Here is a 13,272-nt window from a genome sequence, read left to right on the forward strand (position 1 = left end):
CCCGAGCGGGCGCGTGCCGGCTGCAGGGGCGCGCGGCGCGCGGGCTCAGCGCGCGAGCTGCTCGGCGACGCCGATGTAGGCGGCCGGTGTCAGCGCCAGCAGGCGCTGCTTCGCGGCATCCCCGATCTCCAGCTTCTCGACGAACTCCGCCAGCTCGGCCGCGCCGACGCGGTGACCGCGGGTGAGGTCCTTCAGCAGGGCATACGGGTCGGTGATGGTGGAGCGCCCGGCGACGACCTCCGCGCGGATGACGGTCTGGATGGCCTCGGCCAGCACCTCCCAGTTGTGGTCCAGGTCGTCGGCCAGCACGTCGCGCGACAGTGAGATGGCGTCCAGGCCGCGGCGCAGGTTGTCCAGCGCCAGCAGCGAATGACCGAACGCGACGCCGATGTTGCGCTGCGTGGTCGAGTCGGTCAGGTCGCGCTGCATCCGGCTGGTGACCAGCGTCTGCGACAGCGAGTGCAGCAGACTGCCTGAGATCTCCAGGTTCGCCTCGGCGTTCTCGAATCGGATCGGGTTGATCTTGTGCGGCATGGTTGACGATCCCGTCGCGCCCGCGACGGGGATCTGCGCGAAGTACCCCAGCGAGATGTACGTCCAGATGTCGGTGGCGAGGTTGTGCAGGATGCCGCCGGCGTGCCGCATGTGGTCGTACAGCTCCACCTGCCAGTCGTGCGACTCGATCTGGGTGGTCAGCGGGTTGAAGTCGATGCCGAGGCCCTCGATGTACTCCCGCGAGACCGCCTGCCAGTCCACGTCGGGGTCGGCGGCCAGGTGCGCGGACCAGGTGCCCGTCGCGCCGGAGAACTTCGCCAGGTATTCGGATGCCGCGATGCGGCCGCGCACGCGCTCCAGCCGCCACGCGAAGACGGCCAGCTCCTTGCCCATGGTCGACGGGGTGGCCGGCTGGCCGTGCGTGCGGGAGAGCATGGCGGCATCCGCGTGCTCTTCGGCCAGCTCACGGAGCTTGGTGATGACCGAGTCCAGCGCAGGCAGCCAGACGCCCTCGACTGCGCGCTTGACGGTCAGGGCGTAGGAGGCGGAGTTGATGTCCTCGCTCGTGCAGGCGAAGTGGGTGAGCTCGGCGATGGCATCCAGACCCAGCGCCGCCAGGCGGTCGCGTACGAGGTACTCGACGGCCTTCACGTCGTGGCGGGTGACGGCCTCCTTGGCCGCCAGCCAGTCGATCTCCGCCTGCCCGAAGTCACGGTACAGCGCGCGCAGACGCTCCTTGTCGGCATCCGACAGCGGGGAGGTGCCGAACACCGCGCGATCGGTGAGGGCGATCAGCCACTCCACCTCCACCTCGACACGGGCGCGGTTCAGACCCGCCTCGGAGAGGAAGTCCGCCAGGCCCCCGACGGCGGCGCGGTAGCGGCCGTCGAGCGGGCTGAGCGGCTGGTCGGGGAGCGGGGGCAGAGAAGTCAGGGGAGATCCTCCTGATCGGGGCGCCGCGGAACGCGGAGCGCTGTACGGGGGGCGCGCACGGCGGGTTCGAGCTGCGAGAAGAGGCCGCACGTCGCGGTCTCAATCATAGCCAGCACGGAATCGAACATCGCCTCGCCCGCGTAGTACGGGTCGGGGACGTCCATGCCGGAGGCGTTGGGCTCATAGGCGCGCAGCAGCGTGACCTTGCCCTTGTCGTCCTCGCTGCGCGCCCACGCCTTCAGGATGCGCTCGTGCGTGCGGTCCAGGGCGACGATGAGGTCGCTGTCGGTGAAGTCCGCGGCGCTGAACTGGCGTGCGCGATGGGAGGCGCCGTCGTATCCGCGCCTGCTGAGCGCCTCCAGCGTGCGCTCGTCGGCGCGCTCGCCGAGGTGCCAGTCCCCGGTGCCCGCGCTGCGGGAGACCACCCGCGAACCCAGGCCCGCACGCTCCGCGAGGGCGCGGAGCACCACCTCGGCCATGGGGGACCGGCAGATGTTCCCTGTGCAGACGAAGATCACGCGAAAGGGATCCGGAGACGTCACGGCTCCCATTCTGCCGCCATCGACCTCTCTCCCCAATCGTCGATTTGTTCGGGTTGTCCACACCCGCCGGGATCGCCGGGAGGAGCGGACGCCGATGCCGCGCACCCTGGAGGCATGTACTCGATCCTGACCGCACAGGCTCCCGCGAGCGACGACCTGTGGACGGTGTTCGCCGCGCTCCGACTTCTCGACGAGGCGACGGAGGTGGTGGGGGCGGCCGCGGTCGAGGCGGGGAGGCTCGTCGAGAGGGCGAACTGGCAGAACGAGGGGATGCGCAGGCTCCGGTGGGCGCTGTCCGATCTGCGCGCGGAGTTGGGTGCAGAACGGAGCGAGCTGGCGTTCCTGCGGGAGCAGCTGGCGCGGATGGCGGACGCATGAGCGGGGAGGTGGAGATCAGCTCCGGCGGCGCGATCAGCGTCGACTCGGGGGAGTTCCGCGCCGTGGGGGAGCGGCTGGGCGACCTGTCCTGGGAACTCGTGCGGGCGATCGACGTCCTCGAGAGGGCGCAGGCGACCCTGGGATCGGTGTCGGATCCCGCCCTGCGGGCGAGGCTGCCGGAGATGTCCGCCCGTGTGCACCGGCTGACCGATCTCGGCCGTCGGGCGGGAGAGGCGGCACGGGGGACGCAGCTGATGGCCGACGTGTTCGAGCTCGTCGAGCTGCGCGCCGAGCAGGAGGCGCTCGCCGCGACCCGCCCGGACGACGCGCTCGCGCTGCAGTTCCGCATCGACGAGCTGATCGCGTCGGACCCCGTCGTCGACCGCATGGCCTCGGCGGTCGTCACCGGGTGGTCCGAGCGGCGGTTCGACGGGGTGACGGATCAGCCGTGGGACGACGCGCTGGGTCTCGGCGGGCTCGTCGGCGGTGTGCTCGCGCCTGCCGTGTTCTCCTTCATCGCTCCGCTGATGGGGGCTCGCCCTGTTGGTGCGACCATGAGCGACGCGGTCGAGAAGGCGGAGGAGCTCGACCGCGGCGTGCTGCCGTACGGCACGAGACTGCAGGGCGCCGCACCCGCCGTGGACGTCGCCCTCGTCGCGACGGCGAAGGTCGACCCCGTCACGAACCTGCAGGACTCGGTCGAGCGCATCCCGCGCCGCAGAGCCGCCGGGCAGGTCGTCGTGGAGAGGTACATGATGGCGGGCGAGGAGAAGAGGTATGTGGCGTACATCGGCGGCACCCGCAGGATCATGCCGGGATCCGACGATCCGTGGGACATGGGATCGAACTGGCAGATGTACGGGCAGCGGCACGTGGCGGCGTCCTACGAGGCCACCCTGCAGGCGCTGGCCGCCGCCGGCGCGGAGTCGGGCGACGCGGTGGACGTGGTCGGGTACTCGCAGGGGGCGATGATCGGCTCCTTCCTGGCGATGGACAGCCCCTACGAGGTGCACACGGTGATCGCCGCGGGCGATCCGGTGGATCCCGCGCTCGCCGCCGATCAGACCCTCGTGCGGCTGGAGAACCTCGGCGACCCCGTGGTCGCCCTGGCCCTCGGCGGCGACGTCGGCGGCACGGGGTCGCCGGAGAGCTTCACGGTGACGGGGGATCCGGAGCGCAGCAGTCCGATCGACCCGCACCGGATCGCCGCCTACCGGGAGACCGCGCGCCTGGCGGACGCCTCGGGCGATCCCCGCGTGCAGGCGCTGCAGGAGACCTTCTACGGGCGGTTGCGCGAAGCCGTGACCGTCGAGCGGATGGAGTTCACCGCGACGCGGAGGTGACCCGGCATCGGCTCCGGCGTTCCGCTGACACGGGGCGCGCCCCGTGTCAGCGGCGCCTCTTTTTCCTCTGCGGGCGCAGGATCGCGCCGAACACGGCGTTGATGACCGAGATGAGCACCGCCGCGACCACGCCCCACCAGAACGAGTCGACGCTCAGGCCCCACCCGAAGCCGCTCGTGATCCAGGCGGTCAGCCACAGCAGGAATCCGTTGACGAGGAGGGAGATGAGCCCGAAGGTGAGGATGTACAGCGGGAACGCGACGACCTTGATGATGGTGCCGATGATGGAATTGACCAGCGCGAAGACGGCCGCCACCGCCAGCAGGGTCAGGACGAACTGGAGCGTCTCGCCGGGCGCGAACGAGTGCACGTCGACGCCGAGGACGGGGATCAGCGAGGCGACCCAGATGGCGAACGCGTTGATGACGACGCGGATGATGAAGCGCATCTGTCGATCGTGCCATGGGATGCTCCACGGTGGGCGGATGAATCCATCGCACGGGCATGCGCGCGCAGCAGTGCGGCGATGGTGGCCCGTACCCTCGCCCGGCTCCGCCTCCTTAGACTGGTCGCGTGACCGAGCCAACGCTGCCCCGCATCCGTCCTGAGATCGCCGCTCTGCCGCCGTACCGTCAGGGCAGGCAGGCAGGCCCGGACGCCTTCAAGCTCTCCAGCAACGAGAACCCGTTCGAGCCGCTCCCCTCCGTGCTCGAGGCGCTCACGCGCACCGCGCCGATCAACCGGTATCCCGACGCCACGGCGGGGGCGCTGCGCGCTCGGCTGGCGCAGCGGTACGCCGTCGACCCGGACGCCGTGCATGTGGCATCCGGTTCCGTCTCCATCCTGCATCAGCTGGTGCTGGGCACCTCCACGGTGGGCGACGAGGTCGTCTACGCGTGGCGGTCGTTCGAGGCGTACCCGAGCCTGCCCCTCGTCGCGGGCGCGACGGGTGTGCAGGTGCCCCTCGCGCCCGGTGCGCGACACGATCTCGATGCGATGGCGGATGCCGTGACCGGCCGCACCCGAGCGGTCATCGTCTGCACCCCCAACAACCCCACCGGCCCGATCGTCACGAGTGCCGAGTTCGCCGCGTTCGTCGCGCGGGTGCCGCAGGACGTGCTCATCATCCTCGACGAGGCGTACGCCGAGTTCGTCACCGCGCCGGATGCCGTGGACGGGCTCGCCGAGCGCGTTTTCGAGAAGCACCCGAACGTCGTCGTGCTGCGCACCTTCTCCAAGGCCTTCGGGCTGGCCGGACTGCGGGTGGGCTACGCCATCGGGCACCCGAGGGTTCTGGACGCCGCCCGCACCACGGGCATCCCGCTGTCGGTCACCAGCGCCGCCGAGTGCGCCGGGATCGCGAGCCTGGACGCGGAGGACGAGCTGCGGGCACGGGTGGCCGTGATCGTCGAGCGCCGGACGCGCCTGGTGGAGGGGCTGCGCGCACAGGGGTGGGACGTGCCCGATTCGCAGGCGAACTTCGTGTGGCTGCCCGCCGGGGAGCGCACGGTCGACGTGGCGGCCGCCTTCGAGGCCGCCGACCTCATCGTGCGGCCGTTCGCGGGCGACGGCATCCGCATCTCCGTCGGCGAGGAGGAGTCCATCGAGAAGGTGCTGCAGGTCGCCGCGACGCAGGCTCCCGCATGAGCTACGACTTCCGCACCACCGTCGATCGCACCGGCACCGGCTCGGCGAAATGGGAGGGGATGCGCGCGGCGAACCCGTCCGTCCCCGCGGGGATCTCCCCGTTCTCCGTCGCCGATCTCGACTTGCCGATGGCGCCGGAGATCCTGGCCGGGCTGCGCGATCACCTGCAGGACGCCGTGCTCGGGTACACGGTGGCCACGGACGACTACTGGGACGCCGTGACCGGCTGGTTCCGCGACAGGCACGGCTGGTCCGTCGAGCGCGAGCAGATCGTGCTGGCGCCCGGTGTGGTGCCGGCGTTCAACACCGCCGTCCGCGCCGCGACGGCGCCGGGCGACGGCGTCATCGTGCAGACCCCGGCGTACTACCCGTTCTTCGGGGCCGTCGAGAACAACGATCGCGTGGTCGTGCGCAACCCGCTCGTCGTCCGTGACGGCCGGTGGCGCATCGACCTCGACGACCTCGCCGAGAAGGCCGCCGACCCCCGCACCACCGCACTGCTGTTCTGCAGCCCGCACAACCCGACCGGTCGGGTGTGGGAGCGCGACGAGCTGGAGGCCGTCCGGCGCATCGCGCGCGAGAACGATCTGACGGTCATCAGTGACGAGATCCACTTCGACCTGCTGATGCCCGGCATCCGGCACACCGTCTTCTCTACCCTCGGCGAGGATGCCGCGGCGCGCAGCATCGTCTGCACCGCACCCAGCAAGACCTTCAACCTCGCGGGCATGGCCACGAGCAACATCGTCATCGCCGACGCCGGGCTGCGCGAGCGCTACGCGCAGGAGCAGGCCCGCACCGGATTCTTCACACTGAACGCGCTGGGCTTCCAGGCGTGCCGACTGGCGTACACGAAGGCGGGTGCGTGGCTGGACGGACTCCTCGACCTCGTGCACGGCAACCACGAGCTGGTGCGCTCGTTCCTCGCCGAGCGGATGCCGGAGGTCGTCGTCCACGATCTGGAGGGGACGTACCTGCAGTGGATGGACTTCCGCGCCCTCGGCCTGACCGCGCAGGAGCTGCAGCGCGTGCACGAGCTCGAGGCGCTGGTGTTCTTCGACGAGGGCGCCATGTTCGGCCCCGAGGGCGAGGGCTTCGAGCGCATGAACCTCGCCGCTCCGCGCCGTGCCGTCGAGGACGCGCTGGAGCGTCTGGCCCGGGCGCACGGACGCTGAGCCCACGTCCACCGAGCCCCGGGTGATCGCACCGTGAGCAGCCGCTCACGGTGGATCTTTCGCATTCCGAGCAGGTGTTAGGGCCCCCGAGCTATGCGTGACGTGGCATGCGGGCGTGGGTAGCGTGGAGCCGTGACCTCGACCGAAACGCCCCTCGTCCGCGTCCTGGAGGCGGATGGAGCCTTCGCCCCCTCGGAGGCGGCGGAGCCCTACCTCCCGCTGATCGACGCGCTCACCGACCGTGAGCTCGAGCAGTTCCACCGCGACATGGTGGTCATCCGCGCCATCGACACCCAGGCCACCAACCTGCAGCGGCAGGGACAGTTGGCGCTGTGGCCGCCGAGCCGCGGACAGGAGGCCGCTCAGGTCGGCTCCGCGCGCGCCGCCCGTTCGCAGGACACGCTGTTCCCGTCCTACCGCGAGCACGCCGTCACCCGCATCCGCGGGGTCGATCCGCTGGACATCGTCAAGGTCATGCGGGGGGTCTCGCACGGCGGTTGGGATCCGACTGACCCGCGCAACGGCAACACCCGCATCTACACGCTCGTGCTGGGATCGCAGACTCTGCACGCGGCCGGTTACGCGATGGGGCTCGCCTTCGACGGCAGGACCGGCACGGGCGACGTCGACCGCGATGAGGCCGTGGTCGTCTACTACGGCGACGGTGCCTCCAGCCAGGGGGACGTCCACGAGGCGATGGTCTTCGCCGCCAGCTACGACGCCCCCGTGCTGTTCTTCCTGCAGAACAACCAGTGGGCGATCTCGGTGCCCGTGCAGACCCAGTCGAAGGTGCCGCTGGTCGGCCGCGGCGCGGGGTACGGGATCCCCAGCGTCCGTGTCGACGGCAATGACGTCCTCGCCAGTTACGCCGTCTCACGGGCCCTGCTCGACCAGACCCGCGGCGGCGCCGGCCCCCGGGCGGTGGAGGCCGTCACATACCGGATGGGTGCGCACACCACGAGCGACGACCCGACCAAGTACCGCGGCTCGGACGAGGAGGAGGCCTGGGCGCGGCGCGACCCCATCGCGCGCATGCGCGCGTACCTGCGCGGCAGAGGCGCATCCGACGCCCTCTTCGCCGAGATCGACGCCGAGGCGGCGGATGCCGCGGAGGACCTGCGCGCGCGCACGGTCGCCCTGGGGTCGCCGGCCCGTCAGACGATGTTCGACCACGTGTACAGCGAGCCGCATCCGCTCATGCAGGAGCAGCGGGCCTGGCTCGACGCCTACGAGGCCTCGTTCGAGGGGGGTGCCGCATGACCCTCGAGACGATGCCGCTGTCGAAGGCGCTGAACGCCGGGCTGCGCAAGGCCATGCAGGACGACCCGCGGGTGCTGCTCATGGGCGAGGACATCGGCACACTCGGTGGGGTCTTCCGCGTCACGGAGGGCCTGCGGAGCGAGTTCGGCGACCGGCGCGTGCTGGACACCCCGCTCGCGGAGTCCGGCATCGTCGGCACGGCCATCGGCCTGGCCATGGCCGGGTTCCGCCCCGTGTGCGAGATCCAGTTCGACGGCTTCGTCTTCCCCGCGTTCGATCAGATCACCTCCCAGCTGGCGAAGCTGACGAACCGGCACGAGGGCGCGCTGTCGATGCCCGTCGTCATCCGCATCCCCTACGGAGGGCACATCGGCGCCGTCGAGCACCACCAGGAGAGCCCGGAGGCGTACTTCGCGCACACTCCCGGGCTGCGCGTGGTGTCGCCGTCGACGCCCAACGACGCGTACTGGATGATCCAGGAGGCGATCCGGTCCGACGACCCGGTGATCTTCCTCGAGCCCAAGAGCAGGTACTGGCCCAAGGGCGAGGTCGACCTCGAGGCATCGGCCGTGCCCCTGCATGCCTCGCGCATCGTGCGCCGCGGCACCGATGTCACCCTCGTCGGGCACGGCGCCATGGTCACGACCCTGCTGCAGGCCGCCGCGCTCGCCGAGGCCGAGGGCACCAGCTGCGAGGTCGTCGATGTGCGCTCGCTGTCGCCGGTGGACTACGGCCCCATCCTCGACTCGGTGCGCTCGACGGGGCGCATGGTCTACGCGCAGGAGGCCCCCGGGTCCGTCAGCGTGGGCGGCGAGATCGCCGCCACCGTCATGGAGCGCGCGTTCTACGCCCTGGAGGCGCCCGTCCTGCGCGTCTCCGGGTTCGACGTGCCGTTCCCGCCCGCCAAGCTCGAGGGCGTCTACCTTCCGGATGCGGATCGCGTCCTGGAGGCCGTCGACCGCTCCCTCGCCTACTGATCCGGAGTCCGCGATGACCACTCAGACCTTCACCCTTCCCGACGTCGGCGAGGGCCTCACCGAGGCCGAGATCGTCTCCTGGCGGGTCGCTCCCGGCGACACCGTCGCGATCAACGACGTCATCTGCGAGATCGAGACCGCCAAGTCGCTCGTCGAGCTGCCCTCGCCGCACGCCGGCACGGTCGGCGAGATCCTCGCCGCCGAGGGCGCCACGGTCGAGGTCGGCGCGCCGATCATCATCTTCGTGTCGGAGGATGCGGATGCCGGGGCCGCGGCGCCCCCGGCTGCCGCCGCGGATCCGGAGGAGGGTGGCGGCGCGGTGCTGGTCGGCTACGGCTCCGGCGGTGGGGCGACCTCACGGCGCAAACGGCCCGCCGAGCGCCCGGTGCGCTCGTCCGTGGGGGTGATCGCCAAGCCGCCGATCCGCAAGCTCGCCCGCGACCTGGGAGTGGATCTCACCGAGGTGACGCCCACGGGCGCCGACGGCGAGGTCACCCGCGACGATGTCGTAAAGCACGCCTCGCAGGCCAGCGTGTTCCGCAACATCGAGACGCCGGACTGGGGCGATGTGCGCGAGGAGACCGTCCCCGCGCCGGAGCCCGCCCCCATCGGGCTGGCCCGCGGCATGCGGCCGGTCGTCGACGAGGAGCGCACCGAGTCCATCCCCGTCAAGGGCGTGCGCAAGGCCAGTGCGAACGCGATGGTGCAGAGCGCGTACACGGCCCCGCATGTGACGGTGTGGAAGGAGGTCGACGCCACCCGCACGATGGAGCTCGTCAAGCGGCTCAAGGCTTCGCCGGACTTCGCCGACATCAAGGTGTCGCCGCTGCTGATCATGGCCCGCGCGGTGATCTGGGCCGTGCGGCGCACGCCGATGGTCAACGCCGCCTGGGTCGACGCCGACGGCGGCGCGGAGATCGTGCTGCGCCACTACGTCAACCTCGGGATCGCCGCGGCGACGCCGCGCGGCCTGCTGGTGCCCAACATCAAGGACGCCCAGGAGCTGAGCATGCGCGATCTCGCCCGTGCGCTCAACCGTCTCACCGTCACCGCCCGTGAGGGCAGGACCGCGCCGGCGGATCAGCACGGCGGGACGATCACGATCACCAACATCGGCGTGTTCGGGATGGACGCCGGCACCCCCATCATCAACCCCGGCGAGGCCGGGATCGTGGCGATGGGGACGATCGCGCAGAAGCCGTGGGTCGTCGACGGCGAGGTGCGTCCGCGCTGGGTGACCACGGTCGCGGGGTCGTTCGACCATCGCGTGATCGACGGCGACGGCATGAGCCGGTTCATCGCCGACGTGGCCTCCGTGCTCGAGGAGCCCGCGCTGCTCGTGGAGTGAGCGGGCCCGCATCCGGTGGGCGCGGGCCGACCCGCCGTCAGTCGTGCGCCGTCTTCGACATCTCCAGCAGACGCTGCTCGTCGTCGTCGAGCCAGGTGGCGGCCTTCGGCAGGCGCTGCTCGATGCGAGCCTCGTTGCGCGCCTGACGCAGCGCGTGGACGATCGCGAAGCGGAGGATCGCATACAGGATGCCCGCGCCGGCGAGCACGTACAGGACCATGAAGATGATGCCGAGAGCTGCCATGTGCGCCTCCGGATGCGTCGCGGCCGGTGTTCTGTCGGTTGAGCATAGCAACGCCGGGAGAACGGGAGACCCGCAGGGCTCCTGACGACTGTGCGCGCTCTTGTTGAGAATGGTTCTCATTTGCATTAGTATCGGACGAGTGCAGAGATCCTTCATCGCCATCGCGCTCACCGCCGCATCCGTCATCGCGCTGTCCGGATGCTCATCCGCAGCCCCCGCAAAGAGCACGGACGGGACGGTGCAGATCGTCGCCTCGACGAACGTGTACGGCAGTCTCGCCGCCGTGATCGGCGGCGACCGCGTCACCGTGACGAGCCTCATCGACTCGACGGCCAAGGACCCGCACTCCTACGAGGCCACGGCGCGTGACCGGCTCGCCGTGCAGCGCGCGGACCTCGTCATCGAGAACGGCGGAGGCTACGACTCGTTCATGACACAGCTGCGGGACGGCTCGGATGCCGAGGTCATCACCGCCGCCGAGTTCGCGCACGACCACCCCGACGCGGCCGAGGGCGAGGACCACGACCACGAGGCAGAGGCCGACCACGGTCACGACCACGACGCCGAAGACGACCACGACCACGGCGCCGGTCATGGTCACGACGAGCACGGCCACTCCCACATCGAGGGATTCAACGAGCACGTCTGGTTCGACCCCGACATCATCGCGCACGTCGCGGAGCGGGTCACCGCCGACCTCACCGAGCTCGACCCCGCCGGTGGCACCGAATTCGCCGCCAACGCGAAGGCGCTGACGGCCGAGCTGGACGCCATCGACACCGAGATCGCGGCGCTGCACGGATCGCTGGAGGGGGTGCCGGTGCTCATCACCGAGCCGCTTCCCGGTCGGCTCGCCGCCGCCGTCGGACTCGACGATGTGACACCGGAGGGATTCGCCTCCGCCGTCGAGGAGGGCAACGACGTCGCCCCCGCCACGCTGCTGGACGCGCTCTCGCTCATCGACGGGGGCGAGGTGCGCGCGGTGCTCGCCAACGCGCAGACCGGCGGCAGCGAGACCAGCCGTGTGGAGGACGCCGCACAGCAGGCCGGCATCCCCGTGATCACCTTCAGCGAGCTGCTCGAGCCCGAACAGTCGTACGCTGAGTGGATGCGCGTCGCGATCTCGGACCTCGCCGCCCTCGAGAAGTGAGCGGCGCGGCGGCGGCTGCCGGCGTGCAGCCGGTCCTGACCATCGACGGGGCGTCCCTGACCAGAGGTCGTCGTGAACTGTGGTCGCGGCTGGATCTGGAGATGCGCCCGGGCGAATTCGTCGCCGTGCTCGGGCCGTCCGGGTCGGGCAAGACCACGCTCCTGCGCAGCATCCTGGGGCTCCAGCGACTCTCGGCCGGCGGCATCCGCGTCGCCGGAACGTCCGTGCGGCGCGGCGACCCGCGCATCGGCTACATCCCTCAGCAGCGTCCGCTCCCGCCGGACACCAGCCTGCGCGCCCGCGACCTCGTCGCGCTGGGAGTGCACGGCACGCGCTTCGGCCTGCCGATCCCGCGTCGCGGCGACCGGGCGCGCGTGGACGCCCTGCTGGAGGGCGTCGGCGCGGCGCACTACGGCGACCGCCCGGTCGGACTGCTCTCCGGCGGAGAGCAGCAGCGGCTGCGCGTGGGACAGGCGCTGGCGGACCGGCCGGCCCTGCTGCTGTGCGACGAGCCGCTGTCGAACCTCGACCTCGCGAATCAGCGCGCCGTGACCGACATCATCGACCGGGAGCGGCGCGAGCACGGCACGGCCGTGCTGTTCGTCACCCACGACATCAATCCCATCCTCGACCGCGTCGATCGCATCCTCTACATCGCCGGCGGGCGCTTCCTGCTCGGCACGCCCGAGGAGGTGCTGCAGACGCATGTGCTGAGCAGGCTGTACGGCACCCCTGTGTTCGTGTTCCGCGCCGGAGGACGGCTGGTGGTCGTCGGCGTTCCGGATGCCGAGACCCACCACGAGACGGATGAGGAGCCCCCCGCGATGGGGCCCTCGGCCGCTCCGGGAGGCCGCGCGTGAGCCCGCTGGTGGACTGGGGCGACGTCTTCTCGTTCCAGGACTACGGGCAGCTGCTGGCGCTGCTGTCGAACTCGCTGATCGCGGGCGCCGTGCTGGGCCTGGTCGGGGGGCTGACGAGTGTGTTCGTCATGCAGCGCGACCTCGCCTTCGCCGTGCACGGCGTCAGTGAGTTGTCCTTCGCCGGCGCCGCCGCCGCGCTGCTGTTCGGCGGCAGCGTGGTGGCCGGGTCGATCGGCGGGGCGCTGGTCGCGGCGATCCTCATCGGCGTGCTGGGCTCCCGAGCCAGGGAGCGCAATTCGATCGTGGGCGTGCTGATGCCGTTCGGGCTGGGGTTGGGCATCCTGTTCCTCTCCCTCTACGACGGTCGCGGGGCCAACCGGTTCGGCCTGCTCACCGGACAGATCGTGTCGGTCTCCAACCCCGACCTGGGCTGGCTGATCGGAATGAGCCTCGTGGTGCTGCTGGGTCTGCTGCTGATGTGGCATCCGCTGCGCTTCGACTCCCTCGACCCGGAGTCCGCCGCGGCGCGCGGCGTGCCGGTGCGCACCGTGAGCCTGCTGTTCATGGTGCTGCTGGGGCTCATCGTCGCCGTCAGCGTGCACATCATCGGCGCGCTCCTGGTGATGGCGCTGCTGGTCACCCCGGCGGCCGCGGCGATGCGCCTGACGGCGGGACCCGTGGCCGTGCCGGTGCTGGCGGCGCTGTTCGGCGTCGTGGCGGCCGTCGGCGGCATCCTGCTGGCCCTGGCGGGGACCCTCCCGGTCAGCCCCTACATCACGACGATCTCGTTCCTCATCTACGGCGGGTGCTGGGCGGTGCAGCGGGTCCGCGGACGCGTGCGCCGCACCTGACGATCGGCCCGGAAGACGGCGGGAGGGGCTTCGCCGCGCTCGCGGAGATGACATCATGGATGCCGGGGG

Annotated in this window: 14 protein-coding genes; 10 read left to right on the plus strand and 4 right to left on the minus strand. The window is 71.0% G+C overall.

All coding sequences use genetic code 11. The annotated features are described in order from the left end of the window. Nucleotides 1–45: 45 nt before the first annotated feature. Together purB and ABD770_RS06455 are read right to left on the minus strand one after the other, a co-directional pair. Nucleotides 46–1,419, minus strand: a complete 1,374-nt coding sequence (gene purB / locus ABD770_RS06450; RefSeq protein WP_425562760.1) for an adenylosuccinate lyase — start codon at nt 1,417–1,419, stop codon at nt 46–48. Nucleotides 1,420–1,424: 5 nt separating this feature from the next. Next, entirely contained in the window at nt 1,425–1,979 is a 555-nt protein-coding gene (locus ABD770_RS06455) for a low molecular weight protein-tyrosine-phosphatase (RefSeq protein ID WP_344818699.1), read from the minus strand. A gap of 105 nt (nt 1,980–2,084) precedes the next feature. Here ABD770_RS06455 and ABD770_RS06460 point away from each other — a divergent pair, with 105 nt between their 5' ends. Both ABD770_RS06460 and ABD770_RS06465 read left to right on the plus strand, forming a co-directional pair. Continuing rightward, nucleotides 2,085–2,348 carry a hypothetical protein gene (locus ABD770_RS06460; RefSeq protein ID WP_344818700.1) on the plus strand — a complete coding sequence of 88 codons (264 nt, stop codon included), beginning with the start codon at nt 2,085–2,087 and terminating at the stop codon, nt 2,346–2,348. Then, a complete protein-coding gene (locus ABD770_RS06465; protein WP_344818701.1) occupies nt 2,345–3,691 on the plus strand; it encodes a hypothetical protein in 1,347 nt (448 codons plus the stop codon). The genes ABD770_RS06460 and ABD770_RS06465 overlap by 4 nt, the downstream gene beginning before the upstream one ends. 46 nt (nt 3,692–3,737) lie before the next feature. Here the strand turns inward: ABD770_RS06465 and ABD770_RS06470 are convergent, their stop codons facing one another. Continuing rightward, nucleotides 3,738–4,139, minus strand: coding sequence for a phage holin family protein (locus ABD770_RS06470; protein ID WP_344818702.1), 402 nt, complete (start codon nt 4,137–4,139; stop codon nt 3,738–3,740). Between the two features lie 125 nt (nt 4,140–4,264). Here ABD770_RS06470 and ABD770_RS06475 point away from each other — a divergent pair, with 125 nt between their 5' ends. From ABD770_RS06475 to ABD770_RS06495, 5 genes are all read left to right on the plus strand, one after another. Then, complete coding sequence (locus ABD770_RS06475) at nt 4,265–5,338, plus strand: histidinol-phosphate transaminase (RefSeq protein ID WP_344818703.1); 1,074 nt, start codon at nt 4,265–4,267, stop codon at nt 5,336–5,338. Further along, nucleotides 5,335–6,513, plus strand: coding sequence for a MalY/PatB family protein (locus ABD770_RS06480; RefSeq protein ID WP_344818704.1), 1,179 nt, complete (start codon nt 5,335–5,337; stop codon nt 6,511–6,513). The genes ABD770_RS06475 and ABD770_RS06480 overlap by 4 nt, the downstream gene beginning before the upstream one ends. Before the next feature lie 132 nt (nt 6,514–6,645). Further along, complete coding sequence (locus ABD770_RS06485) at nt 6,646–7,773, plus strand: thiamine pyrophosphate-dependent enzyme (protein WP_344818705.1); 1,128 nt, start codon at nt 6,646–6,648, stop codon at nt 7,771–7,773. Beyond that, a complete protein-coding gene (locus ABD770_RS06490; RefSeq protein ID WP_344818706.1) occupies nt 7,770–8,750 on the plus strand; it encodes an alpha-ketoacid dehydrogenase subunit beta in 981 nt (326 codons plus the stop codon). The genes ABD770_RS06485 and ABD770_RS06490 overlap by 4 nt, the downstream gene beginning before the upstream one ends. 13 nt (nt 8,751–8,763) lie before the next feature. Next, nucleotides 8,764–10,098, plus strand: a complete 1,335-nt coding sequence (locus ABD770_RS06495) for a dihydrolipoamide acetyltransferase family protein (protein ID WP_344818707.1) — start codon at nt 8,764–8,766, stop codon at nt 10,096–10,098. A 37-nt stretch (nt 10,099–10,135) separates the two neighbouring features. Here ABD770_RS06495 and ABD770_RS06500 read toward each other — a convergent pair whose 3' ends face one another. Beyond that, nucleotides 10,136–10,342 carry a hypothetical protein gene (locus tag ABD770_RS06500; RefSeq protein WP_344818708.1) on the minus strand — a complete coding sequence of 69 codons (207 nt, stop codon included), beginning with the start codon at nt 10,340–10,342 and terminating at the stop codon, nt 10,136–10,138. Between the two features lie 139 nt (nt 10,343–10,481). Between ABD770_RS06500 and ABD770_RS06505 the strand changes: the two genes are divergently transcribed. The 3 genes from ABD770_RS06505 to ABD770_RS06515 are packed head-to-tail and all read left to right on the plus strand — an operon-like array spanning nt 10,482 to nt 13,203. Then, nucleotides 10,482–11,492: a metal ABC transporter solute-binding protein, Zn/Mn family gene (locus tag ABD770_RS06505; RefSeq protein WP_344818709.1), complete on the plus strand. Its 1,011-nt coding sequence runs from the start codon at nt 10,482–10,484 to the stop codon at nt 11,490–11,492. 23 nt (nt 11,493–11,515) lie between these two features. Continuing rightward, nucleotides 11,516–12,352, plus strand: a complete 837-nt coding sequence (locus ABD770_RS06510; protein ID WP_344818710.1) for a metal ABC transporter ATP-binding protein — start codon at nt 11,516–11,518, stop codon at nt 12,350–12,352. Further along, nucleotides 12,349–13,203: a metal ABC transporter permease gene (locus tag ABD770_RS06515; protein WP_344818711.1), complete on the plus strand. Its 855-nt coding sequence runs from the start codon at nt 12,349–12,351 to the stop codon at nt 13,201–13,203. The genes ABD770_RS06510 and ABD770_RS06515 overlap by 4 nt, the downstream gene beginning before the upstream one ends. Nucleotides 13,204–13,272 lie beyond the last annotated feature (69 nt).

Origin of the sequence: Microbacterium soli (assembly GCF_039539005.1) — a bacterium.
GTDB lineage: Bacteria > Actinomycetota > Actinomycetes > Actinomycetales > Microbacteriaceae > Microbacterium > Microbacterium soli.

Coding starts and splice junctions, on each gene's coding strand:
- ABD770_RS06460 (WP_344818700.1), top strand. CDS start 2,085: ATGTACTCGATCCTGACCGCACAGGCTCCCGCGAGCGACGACCTGTGG.
- ABD770_RS06455 (WP_344818699.1), bottom strand. CDS start 1,979: ATGGGAGCCGTGACGTCTCCGGATCCCTTTCGCGTGATCTTCGTCTGC.
- ABD770_RS06480 (WP_344818704.1), top strand. CDS start 5,335: ATGAGCTACGACTTCCGCACCACCGTCGATCGCACCGGCACCGGCTCG.
- ABD770_RS06500 (WP_344818708.1), bottom strand. CDS start 10,342: ATGGCAGCTCTCGGCATCATCTTCATGGTCCTGTACGTGCTCGCCGGC.
- ABD770_RS06495 (WP_344818707.1), top strand. CDS start 8,764: ATGACCACTCAGACCTTCACCCTTCCCGACGTCGGCGAGGGCCTCACC.
- ABD770_RS06470 (WP_344818702.1), bottom strand. CDS start 4,139: ATGCGCTTCATCATCCGCGTCGTCATCAACGCGTTCGCCATCTGGGTC.
- ABD770_RS06490 (WP_344818706.1), top strand. CDS start 7,770: ATGACCCTCGAGACGATGCCGCTGTCGAAGGCGCTGAACGCCGGGCTG.
- ABD770_RS06465 (WP_344818701.1), top strand. CDS start 2,345: ATGAGCGGGGAGGTGGAGATCAGCTCCGGCGGCGCGATCAGCGTCGAC.